Here is a 19,633-nt window from a genome sequence, read left to right on the forward strand (position 1 = left end):
CGGGCGCCACCCGTCGAGGACCTGCCTGCTCGCGCCGAGCACGTCCCGTTGTCGTTCCGCCGGCGGATCCGCCCATCGAGGAGGGCGGACTCAGTAGTGCCTGACGGGGCCGCCGGTGGTGCCACGCCGCGGAGGAGGCTTCCGCAACGATGGGCCAGTGCGGCCGGGCCGGGAGGCGACTCATCCGACTTTCTCAGAAGCAGGTGAGTGAGACGTCTCGCTCATTGGTCGTGAAAGGGTCGGTCGATGCCTTGGTGGGATGCCCGAGTCAGCGATGCCGAGCGCGACGAGATGAAGCGCAACATGCTCGAAGAACGTCCTGACGCGGATCTCGAGAACCTGCTGATGGGTGAGCTGGACGCTCCTGCTTCACCCGACCGCCCCGACCTGCCGGTATGGGACTACCTCTCCTTCACGGAGAGTCATCCGGAGGTCGCTTTGAGCGACCTGACCTCAGTTCGGTTCCCGGTGCTCTACTTCGAAGGAGAGTCGAGCGTCACGTCCGTCGACGAGGAGATGAAGCCGTTACCGCGCAGCTACAAGGGGCGCGTGCCTGAGTCGCTGTACGTAATTGATGCAGTGGCAATCGTGCGCAGGTACGCGATGGAGCACGAGGCCGGGCTCCAGGTGTGGGATCACGAAGCGCGAGGGATCGTCCGCCTGCAGCCTCTTGCGGCATGGCGCGACGTCCTTCAGGCGTGGACAGAGACGCTCCAACGAACCGCGGCCTCGTAGTCGCACCTGCGCTGACGAGGCAGTCTCGCGAGCAGGGATTTGAGATGCAGCCGCGGGCGACGAGGTCGACTGCTTCTCAGGACTCAGTCGAGCCGGGATCGCCGGTGACTTTTGCCTCGACGGGATGAGTGCGGCTGTAGGCGCGAGCTTGCCGAGCGGAACGTCTCACGAGGAGGTATTCGAGACGAGGCTTCAAGCGGCTTCGAACGAGCGTTGACGTCGGAACGTGGCCCGGGAGCGGACACCTGGAGGGAGAGCGTCAAAGGCCGAGGGTGTGGCAGGCGGCGATCTTGCGTTCGGCCTCGTCGAGGCTGGTGCAGCGGAACTCGAGTCCGGATCGGAGCATGCAGATGCGGCACTGCTCGGGGAGCGTGGCGATCTCGGCGACGGGGGAGGGGTCGTCGGGTGCCCAGAGTCGATAGCCCGCGCCGGTGGCTTCGAGCTCGAAGTAGTCGAGTAGGAATCGTTCGCCCGAGTTCATGGCGCCCCGCCTGGTCAGCAGCAGTCGCAGGTGGTGGCCGGCTGATCGCCGGTGAGGGCGGCGACGGGTTGTTTGCAGGCATCGCCTCGCCACGCTTCGAGGCCTTCGCGGATGGCGAAGACGACGATGATGAGTCCGGCGATCGGGTCGGCCCAGGTCCAGCCGAGCAGGGTGTTGAGCAGCAGGCCGACGAGGACGGCTGCGGAGAGGTAGCTGCAGATCAGGGTCTGCTTCGAATCGGCGATCGCTGCGGCGGAGCCGAGTTGCTGGCCGGTACGGCGTTCGAGCAGGCTCAGCAGCGGCATGATCGCAAGGCTGACCACCGTCAGCGCGATGCCGACGGGGCTGTGCTCGGGTTGCCGCAGCCCGGTGAGGGTGAGGACGGCGTCGACGGTGACGTAGAGCGCGAGTCCAAGAAAGGACACCGCGATCACCTTCAGCGCGAGGTGCTCTCGCGTTTCCGGGTCAGGCGCGGCGAACTGCCACGCGACCGCGGCGGCGGAGAGGACCTCGACGATGGAGTCGAGCCCGAATCCGACTAATGCGGTCGAGGAGGCGATCGTTCCAGCGATCAGGGCGACTACCGCCTCGATGGCGTTGTAGGTGATCGTCGCCGCGACGATCCAGCGGATCCGTCGTTGCTGCACGATCCGGCGCGCGACGTCGAGGCGAGGCGCTGTACCGAGCGCGATGAGCTGGCTCATGCGCCGACTCCGCAGCACAGCGGCACGTCGCAGTCCACAGCGGTGCAAGCCTGACCGTCGTCGACGGCCAGCACGACAGAGAGCAGCGCCTGAAGCGCCACCGTGATGTGCGGGTCCGCGATCTCGTACCGGGTCTGACGGCCCTCGGGGACCGCGGCGACGACGCCGCACCCGCGCAAGCACGCCAGGTGGTTCGACACGTTCGACCGGGTCAGCTCGAGATCCTGCGCCAACTCGCCCGGGTAGGAGGGCTTCTCCAGCAGGGCGATCAGGATCCGCGACCGCGTCTGATCGGCCATCGCGCGGCCCAGCCGGTTCATCACGTCGACCCGCGAAGCACTCGTCAGCACGTGCTGACAGTACAGCGCCCGCTGACCTGTCGTTGAGATCGACCTCCAACATCGGTCAGTGGATGAGCTCCGAGAGGACGAGGTAGAGGAGGAAGCCGATGAAGAAGCCGATGCTGCCGGGGCTGGTCTCGCCCTTCTCGTGGGCTTCGACGAGAAGCTCCTCGGTTGCGAGGTACATGAACGCCACGGCTCCGAAGGCGAGCACCCCGGCGAGTACGGCGGGACTCGCGCTTCCTAATACGATCACGCCGGCGGCGGTGCCGGCGACTGTGAGCAGAGCCAGCAGCACGGGGGTGAGGGCGACCGTTCTGCGTTGCACGGTGCCGGCGAGGACTGCGGAGAGGGAGAGCCCGACGAAGAGGTACTCGACGGCCAAGGCAATGGTCAGCAGGACGCCGACGGCGCTGCTGGCGGCAAAGCCGGCACCGAGGATCACGCCGTCGATGAGGAAGTCGATGCCCGTCGCCACGGTCAGACCGACCGGGAAACCGGTCGCACCGCGTGCGTCCCGGCGGACCGTGATCACGTCGCCGAGCTTGCGGAAGCTGAACATCACGACGATGCCGGCTGCGAAGCCCAGGATCGCCACGATCGGGGACCGCTCGAGCACCGCGGGCAGCAGCTCGATGGCGGTCGCCGCGAACACGACCCCGGCGGCGAAGTGCTGCAGCGCACTCGTCGTCCGAGGGCCCGGCCGACGAATCGCCGCGACGACACCGGACAGCAGAGCGGCGGCGACAGGAACGGCGGTGAGTGCGAGGGCGGCGAGCAGCATGGGATCCCGTGTCATCTAGGCTGAACGGCGAAGGGGAGTAGCTCCCAGCGCAGCAGCGCGAGCGGTGCATCGACATGCTGACAGGAACGATCCTGTCCGGTGCGCCACCCGGTTCCGGGCGAGCGAGACCTTCGACACCATCGTGTCGAAGCGCTCTGCTGCCTCGACACCGCTCGTGAGGACACCGCGCATGTCGCTGCCCGCCCTGCTGTTCGTCGCCTTCGGCGTCTCCGCCGACGCGTTCGCCGTCGCCCTGACCGAAGGCGTGCAGCTGCGCCGGCGGGTGCTGCGCAACGCGATGATCATCGCCGCCGCATTCGCGCTCTTCCAGGTCGGCATGCCGCTCATCGGCTGGTCGATCGGCACCCTCTTCGCCGGCTACATCACCGCCGTCGACCACTGGGTCGCGTTCGTGCTGCTCGGCCTGCTCGGCGCCAAGATGCTGTGGGAGGCCCTCCGTCGCTCCGACGACGAACAGGTCGCACGAAGTCTGGGTGTGCGACGACTGCTCGTACTCTCCTTCGCCACCAGCGTCGATGCCCTCGCCGTCGGCATCTCCTTCGCATTCCTCGACGTGAACGTCTGGACCGCCGTCGCTCTCGTCGGCGTGACCACGCTCGTGCTCTCCATCGCCGCGGTGCTCATCGGCCACAAGGTCGGCACCCGGTTCCAGAAGCCGGCTGAACTCGCAGGTGGCGTGGTGTTGATCGGCATCGGCACGCAGGTCCTCCTCGAACACCTCGGCGTGCTCTGACGAGACGTCACCAGATCTCGCCGCCTCGGTCGCCACCCGCGCGGCTAGCCTTTCTTCTTCGACTTGGTCGCGATGAGGATCACATCTCCCTGCGGCGGTCCGTCGGTGCGATTCACCGGTACTCCGCTGACCGCATAGGCCAGCATCAGGACTCCTGTGGCTATCAACCCCAGTGCTACTGCCATCGCGACCCCATGAGAGGCAGTGTTCTTCGGGGGGCGATTCCTCGACAGCCCCAGAATGCGTCCACCCGGACGAACTGTCTGCGATCTCGATCCCGGGTCAGTGTGGGGTCTTTCGAGTGGACACATGTCATGTCTCGCATCCGGGGCCGATGGAGACGTCTCAGAAGCAGCGACCTAGGCGCTCAGCACCAGCAGCACGAGGTCGCCGGCGCCGACGATGACCACTACGAGCCCGGCGACCATGACGGTGAACCACGGGTCGAGCCGGTCTGCCGTGCCGGGATCACTGAGTCGGCGGTGCCCCGCTACCAGCATCCCGACGACCAGCCCGAGCACGGCGACAGCCGACCCCACGACCACCAGGGCCGTTCCGATGACCATGCTGCCCACGGAGAGACGGTAGCGACCGTTACAACCAGCGAGCACCACCCCCAGGGGTGTTCTTGACGCTCCCCAGCACGTCTCGGACTGGCCGACGCCTCGTCGCGCCGGAAGCCCCTCCCGGCTCGACGGCGGCCCCTGCGCCTACTCGGCGTCGCCGGGCAGCACTGGGATGGCGGAGTAGGGGTGGGCTTCGATGCGCATCGGTGGCTCGCCGAGCAGGCCGATGATCTCGTCGCGGAGCTCGTCGGCCATGTCGCTGGTCTCGTAGCCGTCCTTGGCCTCGTCGGATCGGAACACCTCGATGTTCCAGAGGACGTCCGGGTCCGCGTCCTCGCGGAGCACGATGAAGCGGTCGGAGGAGTTCGACTTCTCCATGCCGATGCACGGTGACCGCCCACGACCGCGTCGGCCGGACCCCCGCGCCTGGTGTCGCACCAGCAGGTCGGTGAGACGCGTCGATCAAGTGGCCGACTCTTGTCTCCGCCGTCGGGCTGTTCGTGCTGCGAGCAGAAGGAGGCCCGCACTGGTCGCGAGCGCTCCGAGCAGCGCGAGTGCGGTCCCAAGCGCGGTGGCCCCGCCTTCGAACGGAGGCAGGTGGTTCGACAGCCACAGGGTCATCCCGAGGGCTGCGCACTGGAGGAGCAGAGCGAGTGCACCGAGCCCGATGAGTGCTACCGCATCGATGCGCAGTGCGGAGGGGCGGCGTGACGCGGGCAGAGACCACACGGCCATGGCGGCGCAGACGAGTCCCCACAGGACGGGACCGGCCAGCACCGGTGCCAGGTCGCTCCTGGTCGCGATGCTCGCCCAGACCTCGGGCGCATTCGAGGAGGGAGCCAGCACGCGTGGGAGGAGTGCCAGCGCGTCGACGAGCCCGAGCGCGATCAGCATCAGGAATCCGCCGGCGGCGATCGTGCCGGTCTGAGGACGGGTCATGACCGGAAGGGAGGTGCTGACGCCGCTGTGCGCGAGGGGCGCGGCATGAACGGCAGGACGACGCGCAGGCTGTGGAACTCCATCGACGGGTGACGGGCTGGCGCTTACCAGGACTCAGGTGACCGATGCAGGTGGACGCGGGAGAGGGACCGGAAGTGATCCGGTTCACCTCGGGTGCCTAGAGTCCGGACCATGGCAGAGCACTTCGATGCGGAGCAGGTCGTTCGAGAGGTCGCGGGGGTGCTGCAGAAGAAGTACCCCGGCAAGGACCCCGAGGAGGTCGAGCGGGTGGTGCGGGCCCAGGTCGAGGACCTCCAGGACCGGCCCGTGCAGGACTACGTCTCGGTCCTCGCCAAACGCGCGGCCAAGAAGCAGCTGGACGGCTGAGGCCCGCTCGGCGGCCGCATGCAGGGTTGCTTCAAAAGGGGGTTCGTCGCGCGGATGACAGAAGACCCCGGAACCGTCGTCGGTGCTCCGGGGACCGTCATCGCGAACCGCTGCGGGTTCTGCTGCTCGCCCGCATTGTCCGCTGGCTGCGCCCCGCGAGCAGGCGGGCGGGCGGGCGGGCGCGTCGCGAGGAGAGCGGCTCGAGAAGCCCGGCCCCGACGTGGACTGCCTCGTCAGCGCGCGAGCACACCGACCATCCCGCGGTAGGCCCACGGCACGGACGACGAGATCGGGACGATCGCTCGACGCAGCACCGGGGAGCGGGCGATCGAGAGCATGCCCAGGGTCAGCGCATGCGACCGCCAGGTCACGCGTCGATGCGCAGCCGGGTAGTCCTGCAGCCGATCATCGGCGAGGCATCGCGCCAGCTCCGTCGCCGCGGCGAGGCCCACTGCAAGGCCCTCGCCGGTCAGCGCGTCGACGTATCCCGCGGCGTCGCCGACCAGTGCGACGCGGCCGTCAGCGACCCGGGAAGCGCGTTGTCGCATCGGACCCGCGCCGCGCACGACTGATGCCGGTTCGGCACCGGCGATGAGATCGCGGACGTCGGGGAAGTCCTCGAGCTGCTCGGCCCACGTGCCTCGGCGCGCGGCGAGCAGTGCGACGCCGAGCTCCTGCGGGCCCACCGGTGTCAGGTAGACCTCCGCGTGTCGACCCCAGTGCACCTCGATCAGGTCGGAGCGAGGCTCGATGCGGAAGTGGCGGCGCAGCCCGTACCTCGCGGTGCTCCGGACGCGTCGATCGAGTCCCGCTGCGCGTCGGACGGAGGAGTGCAGCCCGTCGGCGCCCACCAGGTACCGCGCTCGTCGAGCACCGACCGCGACGTCATCGGGACCCACCCGGATCCGCTCCGCGCGTTCACGGTGGACCGCGATGCCGGCCTCCTCGATCGCCTCGGTGAGCGCGCGCTGCAGCTCGAGCCGGCGCACTCCGCGGCCCGGGGCGTCGGGGAAGGCCGCCTCGACCGCCCGGCCGCGGTCGGCGTAGCGGATGCCGCGCAGCGGCATCCCGACCGGTCGCACACCGAGTGCGGCGAGCGAGGCGACCGCCGCAGGCATCAACCCCTCACCGCACGCCTTGTCGATCGGGCCCGACCGCGGCTCGAGCACCTCGACGCGCAGACCTGCCGCGTGGGCATGCAGAGCCGTCGCAAGACCGATCGGTCCGCCGCCGACGACCAGGACGTCGATCACCGTCGGTGCTCGGGCTGGCCGATGTGCATGGCTGGACGCTACGGGCGCGGGCCGCCGCGCGGGCGTGTTCTCCGCGGACGCACATATGGTGGGGCGTGCCCGCGGCCCGATCCCCCTGGATCTCGCTGCTCCTGTCCTGCCACCCGGTTCCGACGGCGGCGGTGACCGCGATCGCGACCGTGCAGGCACTGGCCGCGGGCGGTGCGCCCGGCGTCGTCGCGTTGGTGCTGCTGGCCGTCCTGTCCGGGCAGCTGTCGATCGGGTGGTCCAACGACCTCCTCGACGCCGAGCGCGACCGGTCCGCCGGGCGGACGGACAAACCGGTCGCTGCCGGCGCACTGCCCCGGCGCACGCTCGGCATCGCACTCGCCGTCGCGACGGCGGCGGTCGTGCCGCTGTCGTTCGCGCTGGGCTGGCAGGCGGCCGCTGCGCACCTGCTCGGAGTCGCGTTCGGGTGGGCGTACAACCTGGGGCTGAAAGCGACGCCGTTCTCCCCGGTGCCGTACGCGGTCGCCTTCGGTGCGTTGCCCGCCGTCGCGACACTGTCAGGATCCGCACCCGCGGCGCCTCCGTGGTGGGCGGTCACCGCCGGGGCGCTGCTCGGTGTCGGGGCCCATTTCGGCAACGTGCTCCCGGACATCCGAGCGGATCGCGAGGCGGGTGTGCTCGGGCTTCCGCAGCGGGCTGGCTCGGCGCTGTCGTCGAGCGTGGCGGCCGCGGCGGTCGTGTCGGCCGCAGCGCTGGTGTTCACCCCGGCCGTGCTCGTCAGCCCGGCCGCGGTGCCGCTGGCCGCGCTGGTGGTGGCGCTGGCCGGGGCGACCATCGCGATCGCCCGGACAGGTCGACGCCTCCGACTCGCGTTCGTCGCGGTGATGCTCGCGGCGGGGCTCTGCGTCGCGATGCTGGTGCTGTCCGGAGGTCTGGCCCGGGTGACCTCGTGATGCTCGTCAGGGTCGCAGCGCGGAGCGGAGCGGGTCGATCCGCGCCAGGAGTGCCGCCGCGTCCCGCAGCCGGAAGACGCCCTCGCCGAGTCCCACATCGAGCAGCCGGTTGAAGAGCGCGGGTTCGTCGGCGCCGGCCCGCACGACCGCATCCAGCACGGCGGGTACGCCGGTCAGGGGCATCAGCAGCCGGAGCTGTCGGTGCTGTCGGCCGTACCGTCGGGCGAGGGCCCGCCGGTACCGCGTCGAGGCGGTCGCCGCCTCGACCGCCGCGGCCGCGCCGGCCAGCGCACCGGAGACGATGGCGCTGTAGATCCCCTCCCCGGTCAGCGGGTTGATGAGGCTCGCGGCGTCGCCGACCAGGAGCACGCGCCCGATCGCGGCGCGCGGCGTCCACGTGGACAGCGGCAGGGGATGCCCGGTCAGCTGCACCCCGGTGAGGTCGTACTCGGGCAGCAGCTCGCGGAGGCGGCGGGTGAGCGCGTCGCGGCCGCCGCCGCTCGCGTCGCTCGACAGGCCGTAGCCGACGTTGGTGGTTCCGTCGTACAGCGGGAACGCCCAGGCGTACGAGAGGCCGCCGCCGCGGCGCGCGTCCAACCGGATCAGCAGCTCGTGCGGCCGAGCCGTCGGCGTCGGCGCGTAGCCGCGGACGGCGATCGCGAGCGAGCGTCCCCGGTTCCCGGGCGTCCCGGTCAACCGCCGGACGCGGGAGTGCGCTCCGTCCGCGCCGATGACCACGCCGGCCCTCCACCGCCCGTCGACCTCGACCCCGTCGCCGTCCTGGACCAGCGAGGTGACCCGCTCCTGCACGAACTCCGCCCCCGCCCCGATCGCGGCCCGAGCGAGCCGCTCGTCGAAGACGGTGCGAGGGACGACCGCCCCGGGGTCGGCCGTGACCGCGGCCGTGCCCCCGCCGCCGGCGATCGAGAGCCGGACGGCCGGGACGAGTTCGCTGGGCACCACCGCGTCGACTCCGAGCGTGGCGAGGCCGGCGATGGCTTGCGGTGCGATGCCGTCACCGCAGACCTTGTCCCGACCGAGCGGCGCACGGTCGAGGATCACGACCCTCGCGTCCGGGCGCTGCTGGAGTGCAGCGAGCGCCGCTGCGCTGCCGGCGGGCCCCGATCCGACGATGAGGACGTCGACGTGCTCCAGGTGCCGCATGTGCACATGCTCGACGCCGCGCCTGGCTGTCAGCCGGTGCGGGGTTCGGCGGGCCCAGACCTGGTGCGGCGGCGCTGTCACGGCCGCCCGGGGGACCAGCCGCCGTCGATGGTCAGGTCGATGACGCTGCTGAGCGCAGTGATGCAGGTGGAGCGGAGCTGGACACGGCTGATGGCCCCGAGCCGGTATCCGAGCGGTTCATCTGCCCATCGCGCTCGAGGGTCGACCTCATGGAGCCGCACTCGTCGCTGATCGACTTCGACCACCTGCCCGATCCACACGGCGGCTCGCCGGCGCTCCTTCTCGATGCCGATCAACTCCGACCGAGGAACGCTGAGGAGCAGGTCGGCCGTCTCGTCGAGTTCGAGTGGGAAGGGAGCACGGGGTGGCCATTCGGGCTGTCGTTCACTGACGCGGGTCTCGAACGTCTCGCCGTGCGGCTTCACCTGTGCGACGTCGACGATCCGGAACGCGTTCCAGCCGTCGGAGTAGCTGCCGTCCCGTGTCGTCTGGACCAGGGCCCACTTGTCGCCGACGTGGGTGATGAACCCGTCGAGCACGTCCGCGTGCTTCGGCGTCCGCGAGAGTCGGACGAACGACAGAACATCACGCGCGCTGAGCAGGGCTGCACGCATCGCAACCATGCTGTCGTCGGGCATCACGAACCGACTCCAGGGACGCACCGGTCGCGCCCCTGCGTGCCTGATCCGCTCATCTGCGATCGGCTGAGTACGGCGCTCGCAGGTCCGTGATCGTGGACCTGCTCCGGTGGCCGTGCTCCCGGCCTTCGAGCGAACGGGAGCGGGACGTCCCGATGCCGCCTCCGGGGCAGGCCTCAGGCTCCGACCCCGAGGTCGATCAGGTGGTTCCCGAGCAGCAGCATGCCCGCGGCGATCACGAGGGCCGAGCAGGGCAGCCACCAGAGGTAGCGGTCGGGTCGGGGCAGGACGAGCAGGCCGATGAACGCGATCGCCGTCGCCCCGATGCTTCCGGCCATGATCACCGCGCCGCCGGCGCCGACGAGCGAGGCGCTGCAGGCGCTTCGGCATCCCGTGATGCGCATGCCGTTGATGCCGGCCAGCAGCGGCGAGCTCAGGGCCAGGGCGCCGAGCAGGAGGAGCACGACGAACACGACACCGCGGTCGAGGAGCAGCAGCGTCGACTTCTTCGCGGGGAGCATCCTCACGGCGTCAGTCTCCGCTCCGTCGACCGTTCCTGCATCAGCCCCTCGTGTCACTCCGCGGCGGCGGCGTCCGGCGTCGTCGTGCGCGTGGCCCGCTGCGCGAGCTGTTCGCCCGCGGCCGCGCCTGCTGCCGCCCCTGCTGCGCGCCCGTTCACGATCTCCGCGATGTCGATGCCGACGAGGTCCTTGATCAGCTTCGTGGAGGTGGCGAGCTGGCCCGCGACGCTCTGCCCGAGCTGCCCCGTGGGGTCGCCGTCGGTGGAGACGATCGTCAGCGCGCCGATCCCGGAGAGCGGGCCTGCGGCGGCGCGGACGATCTCCGGCAGCTGCTCGATCAGCTGCTGACGGAGCAGCTCGGCCGCGCGCTCCTGCAGCGCCTCGGCCTGCGCCCGGCTGGCCTCGGCCTGCGCGGCACCGGTCGCGCGGATGCGGCCGGCCTCCGCCTCGCCTTCGGCCCGCAGCGCCTCGGCGGCGGCGATGCGGCGGTTCCGCTCGGCCTGCGCCTCGGCCTGGGTGCGGGTGGCGACCGCGTACGCCTCCGCGTCGGCGACGGCCCGCACCTCGGCGTCCAGCTCCTGCCTGCGGAGGCCGACCCGCTTGCCCGCGGTCACCTCCTGCTGCGACACGACCTCCTGCTGCGCGATCGCCTCGGCGAGCGGTGCGGCAGCAGCGGCCTCGGCACCGGCGCGGTCGGTCTCCTTGCGGATCTCCGCACGCCGGAGGTCGAGCTTGCGCTGCTGCTCGGCGACCGCCTGGTCGGCGCCGATCCGCGCCTCCTCCGACGCCTGCCGCGCCACGGACTCGGCGATCTCGGCGACCTGCTTCACCCGGGCCGCCTCACCGCGACCGAGGTCGCGGATGTAGCCGTTGTCGTCGTCGATCTCCTTGATCTGCAGGGTGTCGATCTGCAGGCCCTGCACGTCGAGCGACTCCCGCACGGCCTCGAGCACCTGCCCCTGCAGGGCCTGACGGTTGGTGATGATCTCGGTGACCGTCAGCTGGCCGACGATCGAGCGGACGGAGCCGGACAGGACCTCCTCGGTGGAGGACTCGATCTGGTCCTGCTGGTTGAGGAACCGCTGCGCGGCCGCGCGGACCATCTGCTCCGACCCGCCGACCTTCACCACGGCGACGGCGTTCACCTTGATCGTGATCGCGTCGCGCGTCTGCGCGGTGGCCTGCACGTTCAGCTGCCGGCTGCGGAGGCTCAGCTTGAAGTGCGCCTCCACGATCGGCTTCACGAAGACGCGCGAGCCGAAGACCACGCGCTGGCCCGCGTTCTCGTCGGCCTCCTCGCCGGTGCGCGCTCCGCGCTGGCGGGAGGTGACGATGATCGCCTCGTCCGGCTTGGCGACCTTGATGCCGCGCAGCAGCGTGAACAGCACGATCAGCAGGATCACCGCGACCACGATGACGACGACGGCGATGGACGCGATTCCGGTGATCACGCGCACATCATGTCGGATCGGGTCGCGGTGGCGGACCACGAGGGCGCCCTCGACACCGCCCGGATCTGCTCGATCAGCGCGTGTGGAGGCGATGCGGAGCCCGTGATCGAGGGGCTGCTGGACGACGAGTCGGCTGGACGGCCCGTCTGCGCCGAGGACGAGGAACCGCCCGGGCGCGCTCGGGGGCGGGTCCACTCGGGCCGTCCGAGCCATTCGTCGTCAGAGCTCGACGGTCTCGTTCGTGATCGGGTCCTTCTTCGGGTTGCCGGTCACGGCCGCGCGGAGGTTGCCCGCGACGAACGCGACGGTGCTGGTCGGCGCGTCCCAGTACTCGGCGGTCTCCGCCTCGATCCTGATCAGGGCGATGCCCGGGGTCTCGAGCTCGTCCGGGAACCAGGCCTTCAGGACCGGGGACCACAGCTGCTCGGCCTTCGCGCGGTCGTGCACGACCTCGGCCCGGCCGGCGATCGAGGTCCAGGAGTGGCCCCTGGTGTCGGAGAAGGAGACGTTCACGGACGGCATCTGCCGGATCTGCGCCGCCTTCGCGGAGTCGTCGTAGGCGAAGAACCACAGGTCGCCGTCGAACTCGGCCTCCTGCAGGCCCATCGGCCGGCTGACGTGCTTGCCGTCCGCGGTCATGGTGGTCAGCATCGCCACCTTCGCGTCGCGCACCAGGTCGGCGACGTGCTGGCGGTCATCGGTCGTGGAGTCGCTCATGGTCGTATCCTCTCGAGGACTAACAGGAAACTGCATGCTGACGGTAGGTCGGCCACCTGGTGGAGGGATGTGCGCGTGCCGGACGGGGCGATGACCGCGGGGGAGCTCGACGCCAACCTGACCTGGAGTCTCGTGCGGGTGGCCCGTCTGGCGGGTCAACGCCTGACCGACCGCCTCGCCGTGCACGACCTGAACCCGATCCAGTTCGGCGTGCTCGCCCACCTGGCGGTCGCAGCGGAGATGACGCAGGCGGATCTCGCCCGGTCCGTGCTGGTGCGGCCGCAGAGCGTCGCGCCGCTCGTGGACGGCCTGGAGCAGCGCGGCCTGATCGCGCGGAGCGGTGACCGGGCGCGGGGCCGGCGGAACCCGGTGCGCATCACGCAGCAGGGGCGCCGGGCGCTGGACGAGGTCCGTGACGTCGCCCTCGGCGCGAACGACCTGACCGACGCGGGGCTGTCCCTGCCTGAGAGCGCGGAGCTGAACCGGCTGCTGCTCAAGGTCGTGCATGCCACCGGCGGTGCACGGCCGAAGGACGGCGACCAGCTCTGGAGTGCGTGAGGCGGCGGCGCGGGCGACGCAGTCGGTCAGGCGCGGTAGCTGCGGATGAGTTCGAGGGAGGCGTCGATCGCGGTCTCGAGCGGGAGGGTCGTCCGGCGGAGCTGGGTGAGCACCAGGCCGCCCTGGAGGGCGGCGAGCAGCGCGAGTGCGAGCCGGTCCGTGTCGGCGTCCTTGCGAAGGGCCCCTCGGTCCCGCATCGTCGCGAGCCCGCTCCGGAGCGGCGCCTCCCACTGCTCGAAGCTGTCGACGAGGTCGGCTCGAGCGTCGGGGTCGTCTTCGGCGATCTCGGCCGCGATCGACCCGATCGGACAGCCGCCGGCGCAGTGGCGTGCCCGTTGGAGCGCGACGAGCCCGTCTCGCCACCGGTCCAACGCCTCGAAGCTGTCCAGGGCGTCGAGTTCAGGCCCCTGAGCGGCGAGGACCTCGACGGTCTGGTGCGCGATGACGGCGCGCATGAGCGTCTGCTTGTCGCCGAAGTAGTGGTACAGCTGCGAGGCGCTGACCCCTGCCTCCCGCTGGACGTCCTCCACGCCCGTGCGCGTGACGCCGTGCAGGAACACGAGGGCGGATGCCGCCTCGACGATCCGCGCACGGGTTGCCTCGCCCTTCGCGGTCAGTCGTCGCGTCGGTGCTGCGTGCTCCGCGATGGTCGTCGATGGCATGACGGCAGCCTAGCGCGGAATGGAGTTGCCACTCCAAAATGAGACGGCCAGTCTGGAGCGACTACTCCAGTCTGAAGGGACTCGACATGACTGCATCGCTCGAAGGCAAGACCGCGCTGGTGACCGGAGGGACGAGCGGCATCGGTCGTGCCGCCGCCGTGATGCTCGCTGCGCGCGGCGCGCACGTCGTGGTGTCCGGCCGCGACTCCACTCGTGGTGAGGAGGTCGTGACCGCGATCAGGACCGCCGGCGGCTCGGCGGACTTCGTGCGCGCCGACCTCGCCGACGCCGACAGCGCCCGCGCGCTCGCCGCTCGTGCGACCGAGCTCGGCAGCGGGCACGTCGACGTCCTGGTCAACAGCGCCGGCATCTTCCCGTTCGGTCCCACCGCCGAGACGACCCAGGGCGATTTCGACCAGGTCTTCGCGACCAACGTCGCGGCGCCCTACTTCCTCGTGGCTGCCCTCGCACCCGGGATGGCCGAGCGCGGCGATGGCGCGATCGTGAACGTCACCACGATGGTCGCCGAGTTCGGCGCGGCCGGCATGGCGCTCTACGGCGCGAGCAAGGCGGCTCTCGTGCTGCTGACGAAGTCGTGGGCGGCCGAGTTCGGGCCCGCCGGCGTCCGGGTCAATGCCGTCAGCCCCGGCCCGACCCGCACCGAGGGCACCGCCGCCATGGGCGAGGCGCTCGACCAGCTCGCTGCGGCCGGACCCGCAGGACGACCCGGACAGCCCGAGGAGATCGCCGAGGCGATCGTCTTCCTCGCCACCGATGGAGCCGGCTTCATCCACGGCGCCGTGGTCCCCGTGGACGGAGGCCGCATCGCCGTCTGACCACCGCGCTCGAGGGGCGACGGCCCGGGGCGACCACGAGCCGGTCCGTCGCCCGGGACGGTGCCTTCCGTCGAGTCGGGGGAGTGCGCCTCAGCACTCCGTCCGGCATGAAGCGCGCACCGGTCGATCGGTAGCTTCAGCGCGTGGCATGCATCTCCATCACGCACCCGGAGGTGGTCGTCGATCCAGGCGTGCCGATCGCGGACTGGAGCTTGTCGGAGGTCGGGAGGAACCGGGCGACTCGACTTCCCGGCCAGTTGCGTGATGCGCCTCAAGCGGTCATCTGCAGCGCGGAGAGGAAGGCGATCGAGACCGCGACCATCCTCGCCGAGGCACTCGACCTGCAGACGACCGTCGATCCCGGGCTCGGCGAGATGGACCGGACCGCGACCGGTTACCTCCCGCCGGGCGAGTTCGAGCAGACGGCCGACGACTTCTTCGCGCAGCCGGAGGTGTCGGTGCGCGGCTGGGAGCGCGGGATCGACGCGCAGCACCGGATCGAGACCGCGGTGCGGAGGAACCTGTGCGCCGGAGCCGATCCCGCGATCGCGTTCGTCGCGCACGGCGGGGTCGGTGCCCTGCTCATGGCGAGCCTCATGTCCGCACCGATCAGTCGCGCGTTCGACCAGCCGGGACTCGGCAGCTGCTTCCGATTCGACGCGCGGACCTGGACGCTGCTCTCGCCGTGGGAGCCGATCCTCTGACGCCCGCTGCCCGGTTCCCGCGGCCGGGCGTCTGAAAGCTCGGCCACGGGCGATGCGCGCCGCTCAGAGCGACTGGGTGAGGGCGCTCCGGAGGGTGTCGGCGAACGGGTGGTCCGTGTCGACGAGCACGAGCCGACCGGGGAAGGCGGTGTGGTCCGTCGTGGAGCCGGGGTCCTGCAGCTGCTGTCGGTCGGCTTCAGCGTGCGCAGGGTGGCGTGGCCGGGCGAGGATGCGCATGCGTCGCGTCCCGTCAGCGGCGGAGCAGACCACGGTCGTGAGGTCGAGTTCGTCGGTGCGCTGCCATCTGCGAAGGAGGTCCGGGGCATCGGGACCGTGGAATGTCGCCTCCAGGATGAGGTCGACCCGGTTCGCGAGCTGCTGCTCCGCGAGGGTCCGGAAGATCTCGTAGGAGTGCGGGGTCGTGATGCCGACGTCGTGGAGTGCGGCCTTGATGGCGTCCTCGTGCGGGCAGGCGATGTGCAGCTCGCGGGAGACCGCATCGGCCAGCGTCGTCCTGCCGCTGCCGCTCGGACCGCAGATGACGATGAGGCGCCTCCGCTGCTGCTCGGTCATCGTCGAGGGTCGTCCACGTGCTGAATCCAGCGCACTCCCACGGTCGATCGCGGCTCACCGGACCGCTGAGCTCCGGCCCGTCGCGGTGCGGGCCGGGCCCGTGCTGCTGCGGATGACGAGGGTGCTGGAGTGCAGGTGGGACCGGGCGGGATCGAGGCCCGGGGTGAGCCCGGCGAGGAGCATGTCGACGGCGGCTGCGCCCATCTCGGCCGGTCGGATCCGGATGGTCGTGAGGTCCTCCGCGAGGGCCTCGGGCTGATCGTTGAAGCCGACGACGGAGAGGTCGCGTCCGGGCTGGAGGCCGAGCTCGCGGGCGGCCTCGAGCACGCCGATGGCGATGTCGTCGGTCACGCCGAACACCGCGGTGGGTCGATCGGGAGCGCGCAGCACCCTGCGCGCCGCTTCGAACGCCGCGGTCTGGTCGAGGTCGTGCTCGACGACGAGCGGTTCGAGGCCGCCCGCCCCCATGGCGAGGTGGTAGCCCTTCGCGCGCCGTCGGATGATCAGATGCCCGGCCTGGTGCTCCATCGACGTGGTGAAGTGCGCGATGCGCGTGTGGCCGAGACCGCGGAGGTGCTCCGTCGCGGTGCGTCCTGCGGTCAGATCGTCGACCATCACGGTGGGGAAGCCGAGTGCGCTCCCGCCGACGAGCACCAGCGGGCGCTTCCACGACGTCTCGACGGTCTGCGCGCCTGCTCGGTAGCGGAAGCCTCCCGCGACCGCGCCGATGACCTCCGGATCCTGGAAGTCCGCATGAAGCGTGGCGGTCGCGACGGCCGTCGATCCGTCCGAGAGCGCGACGCGATGGAGGCGCGGCTCGTGGCCGGCCGCGACGATCCGCTGCTGCGCACCCCGCACCATCTCGGTGAAGTACCACCGATCGATTGCGGGGACCGCGATCGACACCACACCCATTTCCGAACCTCTTCCGTTCCTGCGGATCAGCTTCGTGCGCTGCACGTGCGCTGTTGAACCGGATCGGTCATCCCGGACGACGGTAGGCCCGGACGGGGCCCGCGGCATCCGCCCCGCCGTCTCGACCGTGCACCTGCAGGGGAGCGGTCCGCTAGCCGGCGTGCGGGACGGCGAGCTCTCCGGTGACGTACTGGGCGCGCCCGAACCCGAACGACCAGTCCTCGGGTCCGTTCTCGACGTAGCCGATGAAGACGTCCTCGGGGCGGACGCCGAGTGCTGCGAGACCGGAGGCGACGGCCGCGTACAGCTGCTGCTTCGCCTCCGGGGTGCGGCCCTGCTGCGTGAAGATCTGGATCATCACGACGCCCTCCGAGCGCTCGAACCCGAGTCCGGCGTCCAGCGCGATGACCTGCGACGCGGGGTGCTCGGTGATGATCTGGAACCGGTCGCGCTCCGGGATGCCGAAGGTGCTCACGAGCGCCTCCTGGACGGCGTCGGCGATCCGCCGGACCTGCTCCGGCTCGGTGCCGGCGATGAGGTCGATCCTGACGAGGGGCATGTGATCTCCAAGGTGCTCGGACGCGTCGCGGCACTGTAGGCGCGGCTCGCTGAGCGGGCTCCGCGGTTCGTCGGTGGCACCCGACGCTCTGCGTGCCGCCGCCGTGCCGCCGCCCCGCCGTGCCTTCGGCGACGGCGCGGCGAGCCGGCAGCGTGGAACCCGCGGCTCAGGCGGCGGCGCTCATCCGTCCCGCGGCGCGGGGGCCGCACTCCGGGCACTCCCAGGCCCGCTCGTGCGCGTCCCCCATGCGGACCATGGGCGTGAAGCAGGGGACGCAGAAAGCCTGGGTGAGCTCGTTCTCGTACATGGGGGTCCTTCCGACAGCGGGGTGGGCATGTGACCGTGAGCACATCACCGGAGGCGGCCGACGCGCCGGTGCACTGCGGGACACAGGCGCACGCTCAGGTCCGAACCGGCCCCAGAGCGCGGGTCACGAGGGAGCAGCCGTGCGACCGGGGATCGCCCTCGACCCCGGGAAGCGGTGGCAGCGAGGGACCGCCTCAGGCGCCGCGGTGCAGATCGGCTACGAAGGAGTCCGCCCTCGCGACGAACGGAACCGCCTGTGCACGGCGGCGCCGAGGTCGAAGAGGGCGTGGACGACCAGATCCGCCGCACCGGCAGCCGCGGACGCGAGCAGCTCCATCGGCGTGCTCCTCCCTCGGTGCCTCATGCTCAGTAGAGCACTGCACGCCGCTCGGGTCCACCGACTGCATGACCTCCTCGCGGCGTCGCGGCACCGGCGAAGGGATGCACCTGAAGCTGCGGAAGCACGCGGATGATTCGAGGATGAGCGACATGCAGCAGGACGTGGTGGGGATCGCGGCAGCGCTCCGCGGGGTGACCGAGCACTGGTCGCCGACCGTGGTGGGGCGCGTCAACGATCAGTACGTCAAGGTCGCGAAGCTGCTCGGGCAGCTCGTGTGGCACGCGCACGACGACGAGGACGAGCTGTTCCTCGTCGTGTCGGGCGCCCTGCGCATCGAGCTCGAGGATCGGCCCGAGGTGCGGCTCGGCCCCGGCGAGTTCTTCGTGGTCCCGCGCGGGGTGCGGCACAACCCGATCGCGGACGAGGAGGTGCACATCGTGCTCGTCGAGACGGTGACCACCGCGCACACCGGCGACGTGGTCGTCGAGGGCACGAAGTCCATCGAGCAGCAGCTCGCGCGCTGAGCCGGATCGCGCTCCTCCTCGAAGCACGGAGGTGGGCCGGCGGACGCTCCGAGGGACTGTTCACGTGCCTCGGCGCCGTCATCGCGCTCGCGGACCGGTGCGACTGCCCGTGGTACCCGGGTGCCTCGGGCCTCGGCACCCGGGGGCGATCCGCGACGGCGCCGGCGTTCCTAGCGTCCTGCTCGCGGTCTCACGCCGCTCCGCTGCCGCATCCCGCGGTGGCGGATCCGAGGCAGAACCCCTGGAGCGTCGCGGCCGTGCAGACATCCCAGATCGCACTCCTCCTCCTGATCGCCGTGCCGCCGCTGCTGCTCTGGATCGGCGCGTTGATCAGCATCCTTCGACGCGAGCGCACCCCGCTGCTCGCGCTGTGGGTCCTCGTGACGCTCGTCCTCCCGATCGCCGGGCCGCTCGCGTGGTTCCTCGTCGGTCGCGGCGTCGCGGTCGGGCGGACGCCCTGATCGGCTGACGCGAGGGCCGCCCGAGCCACCGGGAGCGCGGGCCGCCCCGGCCGGTCAGCCCAGGCGCCCGCCTCCGTCGACGTGCAGGGTCGTACCGGTGAGGAAGGTGTCGTCGACGGCGAAGAGGACCGCGTCGGCGATGTCGGCCGGAGCGCCGATCCGGCGTGCGGGGTTCGAGGCCGCAGTCGCCGCGAAGAACTCGCGCTTGCCGTCGTCGCCCATGAAGTCCCACAGCCCGGAGTCGACGACGCCCGGCGACACCGCGACCGCGCGCACCGGAGCGAGCTCGACCGCCAGCGCCTCGGCCATGAACGCCACCGCGCCGTTCACGGTCGCCATCGCGCTGAGGCCCGGCGCCGGCTTCCACGCGGCGACCCCGGAGAAGAACACGAACACGCCGCCCGGCCGCATGGAGTCGGCGAGGTGCTTCGCGAGCAGCATGGGGCCGACGACCTTGGCGTCGAACGCCGCGTGGACCGCCGCCCGTTCGAGCGTCGCGACGGGGCCGTTCGCGGACGCGGCCGCGAGGGAGACGACGGCGTCGAACGGTCCCTCCTGCGCGAGCACCGCGATGCTGCGCTCGTCCGCGAGGTCGGCGTGCACCAGCGGCACGCCGCGAAGCGCCTCCGGCAGCGCCGACGCGGTGCGCTCCGGATCCCGGGCGCCGATGATCGGCTGATCGCCGCGCTCGAGCGCGGCCAGCGCGATGGCGCGTCCGATGCCGGAGCTGCCTCCGATGAGGAGGAGGCGCTTCTGGTCGTGGTTCGTCATCGATCGATTCCTTCCGTTGCGGGGGTG

General features: G+C 71.1%; 27 protein-coding genes. 9 read left to right on the forward strand and 18 right to left on the reverse strand.

What is annotated here, in order from left to right; genetic code table 11:
- Nucleotides 1–246: 246 nt before the first annotated feature.
- A complete protein-coding gene (locus ABEA53_RS16370; RefSeq protein ID WP_345482388.1) occupies nucleotides 247–735 on the forward strand; it encodes a hypothetical protein in 489 nt (162 codons plus the stop codon).
- Between the two features lie 259 nt (nucleotides 736–994).
- On the opposite strand, the gene ABEA53_RS16375 is transcribed toward ABEA53_RS16370, so the two are convergent.
- The 4 genes from ABEA53_RS16375 to ABEA53_RS16390 are packed head-to-tail and all read right to left on the reverse strand — an operon-like array spanning nucleotide 995 to nucleotide 3,060.
- The gene (locus tag ABEA53_RS16375; RefSeq protein WP_345482389.1) at nucleotides 995–1,216 is read right to left on the reverse strand and encodes a hypothetical protein; all 222 of its coding nucleotides are present in this window, start codon (nucleotides 1,214–1,216) and stop codon (nucleotides 995–997) included.
- 14 nt (nucleotides 1,217–1,230) lie between these two features.
- A complete protein-coding gene (locus tag ABEA53_RS16380) occupies nucleotides 1,231–1,920 on the reverse strand; it encodes a cation efflux transmembrane domain-containing protein (protein ID WP_345482390.1) in 690 nt (229 codons plus the stop codon).
- The gene (gene cmtR / locus ABEA53_RS16385; protein WP_345482391.1) at nucleotides 1,917–2,270 is read right to left on the reverse strand and encodes a Cd(II)/Pb(II)-sensing metalloregulatory transcriptional regulator CmtR; all 354 of its coding nucleotides are present in this window, start codon (nucleotides 2,268–2,270) and stop codon (nucleotides 1,917–1,919) included. The genes ABEA53_RS16380 and cmtR overlap by 4 nt, the downstream gene beginning before the upstream one ends.
- A gap of 55 nt (nucleotides 2,271–2,325) precedes the next feature.
- The gene (locus ABEA53_RS16390) at nucleotides 2,326–3,060 is read right to left on the reverse strand and encodes a ZIP family metal transporter (protein ID WP_345482392.1); all 735 of its coding nucleotides are present in this window, start codon (nucleotides 3,058–3,060) and stop codon (nucleotides 2,326–2,328) included.
- A gap of 175 nt (nucleotides 3,061–3,235) precedes the next feature.
- Between ABEA53_RS16390 and ABEA53_RS16395 the strand changes: the two genes are divergently transcribed.
- Entirely contained in the window at nucleotides 3,236–3,799 is a 564-nt protein-coding gene (locus ABEA53_RS16395) for a manganese efflux pump MntP (RefSeq protein ID WP_345482393.1), read from the forward strand.
- 359 nt (nucleotides 3,800–4,158) lie between these two features.
- On the opposite strand, the gene ABEA53_RS16400 is transcribed toward ABEA53_RS16395, so the two are convergent.
- The 3 genes from ABEA53_RS16400 to ABEA53_RS16410 all read right to left on the reverse strand — a co-directional run bounded on the left by ABEA53_RS16400 (nucleotide 4,159) and on the right by ABEA53_RS16410 (nucleotide 5,304).
- The gene (locus ABEA53_RS16400; protein WP_345482394.1) at nucleotides 4,159–4,374 is read right to left on the reverse strand and encodes a hypothetical protein; all 216 of its coding nucleotides are present in this window, start codon (nucleotides 4,372–4,374) and stop codon (nucleotides 4,159–4,161) included.
- Between the two features lie 135 nt (nucleotides 4,375–4,509).
- On the reverse strand, nucleotides 4,510–4,743 hold the full coding sequence (locus tag ABEA53_RS16405) for a putative quinol monooxygenase (protein WP_345482395.1): 234 nt from the start codon (nucleotides 4,741–4,743) through the stop codon (nucleotides 4,510–4,512).
- An 84-nt stretch (nucleotides 4,744–4,827) separates the two neighbouring features.
- Nucleotides 4,828–5,304: a hypothetical protein gene (locus ABEA53_RS16410; RefSeq protein ID WP_345482396.1), complete on the reverse strand. Its 477-nt coding sequence runs from the start codon at nucleotides 5,302–5,304 to the stop codon at nucleotides 4,828–4,830.
- Nucleotides 5,305–5,496: 192 nt separating this feature from the next.
- Here ABEA53_RS16410 and ABEA53_RS16415 point away from each other — a divergent pair, with 192 nt between their 5' ends.
- Nucleotides 5,497–5,691 carry a three-helix bundle dimerization domain-containing protein gene (locus tag ABEA53_RS16415; protein ID WP_345482397.1) on the forward strand — a complete coding sequence of 65 codons (195 nt, stop codon included), beginning with the start codon at nucleotides 5,497–5,499 and terminating at the stop codon, nucleotides 5,689–5,691.
- A gap of 233 nt (nucleotides 5,692–5,924) precedes the next feature.
- Here the strand turns inward: ABEA53_RS16415 and ABEA53_RS16420 are convergent, their stop codons facing one another.
- On the reverse strand, nucleotides 5,925–6,944 hold the full coding sequence (locus ABEA53_RS16420) for an NAD(P)/FAD-dependent oxidoreductase (RefSeq protein ID WP_345482398.1): 1,020 nt from the start codon (nucleotides 6,942–6,944) through the stop codon (nucleotides 5,925–5,927).
- A 95-nt stretch (nucleotides 6,945–7,039) separates the two neighbouring features.
- Between ABEA53_RS16420 and ABEA53_RS16425 the strand changes: the two genes are divergently transcribed.
- Nucleotides 7,040–7,885 carry a UbiA family prenyltransferase gene (locus tag ABEA53_RS16425; protein WP_345482399.1) on the forward strand — a complete coding sequence of 282 codons (846 nt, stop codon included), beginning with the start codon at nucleotides 7,040–7,042 and terminating at the stop codon, nucleotides 7,883–7,885.
- 6 nt (nucleotides 7,886–7,891) lie between these two features.
- Here the strand turns inward: ABEA53_RS16425 and ABEA53_RS16430 are convergent, their stop codons facing one another.
- The 5 genes from ABEA53_RS16430 to ABEA53_RS16450 form a co-directional block, all read right to left on the reverse strand.
- Nucleotides 7,892–9,049: a geranylgeranyl reductase family protein gene (locus tag ABEA53_RS16430; protein WP_345482400.1), complete on the reverse strand. Its 1,158-nt coding sequence runs from the start codon at nucleotides 9,047–9,049 to the stop codon at nucleotides 7,892–7,894.
- A gap of 77 nt (nucleotides 9,050–9,126) precedes the next feature.
- On the reverse strand, nucleotides 9,127–9,711 hold the full coding sequence (locus tag ABEA53_RS16435) for a hypothetical protein (RefSeq protein WP_345482401.1): 585 nt from the start codon (nucleotides 9,709–9,711) through the stop codon (nucleotides 9,127–9,129).
- Between the two features lie 173 nt (nucleotides 9,712–9,884).
- The gene (locus ABEA53_RS16440; RefSeq protein ID WP_345482402.1) at nucleotides 9,885–10,235 is read right to left on the reverse strand and encodes a hypothetical protein; all 351 of its coding nucleotides are present in this window, start codon (nucleotides 10,233–10,235) and stop codon (nucleotides 9,885–9,887) included.
- Nucleotides 10,236–10,282: 47 nt separating this feature from the next.
- Complete coding sequence (locus ABEA53_RS16445; RefSeq protein ID WP_345482403.1) at nucleotides 10,283–11,680, reverse strand: SPFH domain-containing protein; 1,398 nt, start codon at nucleotides 11,678–11,680, stop codon at nucleotides 10,283–10,285.
- 219 nt (nucleotides 11,681–11,899) lie between these two features.
- Entirely contained in the window at nucleotides 11,900–12,397 is a 498-nt protein-coding gene (locus ABEA53_RS16450; protein ID WP_345482404.1) for a pyridoxamine 5'-phosphate oxidase family protein, read from the reverse strand.
- A 75-nt stretch (nucleotides 12,398–12,472) separates the two neighbouring features.
- Between ABEA53_RS16450 and ABEA53_RS16455 the strand changes: the two genes are divergently transcribed.
- Complete coding sequence (locus ABEA53_RS16455; protein ID WP_345482405.1) at nucleotides 12,473–12,955, forward strand: MarR family winged helix-turn-helix transcriptional regulator; 483 nt, start codon at nucleotides 12,473–12,475, stop codon at nucleotides 12,953–12,955.
- A gap of 26 nt (nucleotides 12,956–12,981) precedes the next feature.
- Here ABEA53_RS16455 and ABEA53_RS16460 read toward each other — a convergent pair whose 3' ends face one another.
- Nucleotides 12,982–13,617, reverse strand: coding sequence for a TetR/AcrR family transcriptional regulator (locus ABEA53_RS16460; RefSeq protein WP_345482406.1), 636 nt, complete (start codon nucleotides 13,615–13,617; stop codon nucleotides 12,982–12,984).
- 86 nt (nucleotides 13,618–13,703) lie between these two features.
- Here ABEA53_RS16460 and ABEA53_RS16465 point away from each other — a divergent pair, with 86 nt between their 5' ends.
- The gene (locus ABEA53_RS16465) at nucleotides 13,704–14,453 is read left to right on the forward strand and encodes an SDR family NAD(P)-dependent oxidoreductase (RefSeq protein WP_345482407.1); all 750 of its coding nucleotides are present in this window, start codon (nucleotides 13,704–13,706) and stop codon (nucleotides 14,451–14,453) included.
- Nucleotides 14,454–14,596: 143 nt separating this feature from the next.
- Entirely contained in the window at nucleotides 14,597–15,157 is a 561-nt protein-coding gene (locus ABEA53_RS16470) for a histidine phosphatase family protein (RefSeq protein WP_345482408.1), read from the forward strand.
- Nucleotides 15,158–15,220: 63 nt separating this feature from the next.
- Here ABEA53_RS16470 and ABEA53_RS16475 read toward each other — a convergent pair whose 3' ends face one another.
- The 3 genes from ABEA53_RS16475 to ABEA53_RS16485 form a co-directional block, all read right to left on the reverse strand.
- A complete protein-coding gene (locus ABEA53_RS16475) occupies nucleotides 15,221–15,730 on the reverse strand; it encodes a P-loop nucleotide/nucleoside kinase family protein (protein WP_345482409.1) in 510 nt (169 codons plus the stop codon).
- 54 nt (nucleotides 15,731–15,784) lie between these two features.
- Complete coding sequence (locus tag ABEA53_RS16480; protein WP_345482410.1) at nucleotides 15,785–16,645, reverse strand: LacI family DNA-binding transcriptional regulator; 861 nt, start codon at nucleotides 16,643–16,645, stop codon at nucleotides 15,785–15,787.
- A 151-nt stretch (nucleotides 16,646–16,796) separates the two neighbouring features.
- A complete protein-coding gene (locus ABEA53_RS16485) occupies nucleotides 16,797–17,204 on the reverse strand; it encodes a tautomerase family protein (protein ID WP_345482411.1) in 408 nt (135 codons plus the stop codon).
- A gap of 786 nt (nucleotides 17,205–17,990) precedes the next feature.
- Here ABEA53_RS16485 and ABEA53_RS16490 point away from each other — a divergent pair.
- Both ABEA53_RS16490 and ABEA53_RS16495 read left to right on the forward strand, forming a co-directional pair.
- A complete protein-coding gene (locus ABEA53_RS16490; RefSeq protein WP_345482412.1) occupies nucleotides 17,991–18,374 on the forward strand; it encodes a cupin domain-containing protein in 384 nt (127 codons plus the stop codon).
- Nucleotides 18,375–18,631: 257 nt separating this feature from the next.
- Nucleotides 18,632–18,835 (forward strand): PLDc N-terminal domain-containing protein, encoded by a 204-nt coding sequence (locus tag ABEA53_RS16495; RefSeq protein ID WP_345482413.1) that lies wholly within the window; start codon nucleotides 18,632–18,634, stop codon nucleotides 18,833–18,835.
- Between the two features lie 54 nt (nucleotides 18,836–18,889).
- Here ABEA53_RS16495 and ABEA53_RS16500 read toward each other — a convergent pair whose 3' ends face one another.
- Nucleotides 18,890–19,606: an SDR family oxidoreductase gene (locus ABEA53_RS16500; protein WP_345482414.1), complete on the reverse strand. Its 717-nt coding sequence runs from the start codon at nucleotides 19,604–19,606 to the stop codon at nucleotides 18,890–18,892.
- Between the last annotated feature and the right edge of the window lie 27 nt (nucleotides 19,607–19,633).

It is taken from the genome of Amnibacterium soli (genome assembly GCF_039544415.1).
Taxonomy (GTDB): domain Bacteria; phylum Actinomycetota; class Actinomycetes; order Actinomycetales; family Microbacteriaceae; genus Amnibacterium; species Amnibacterium soli.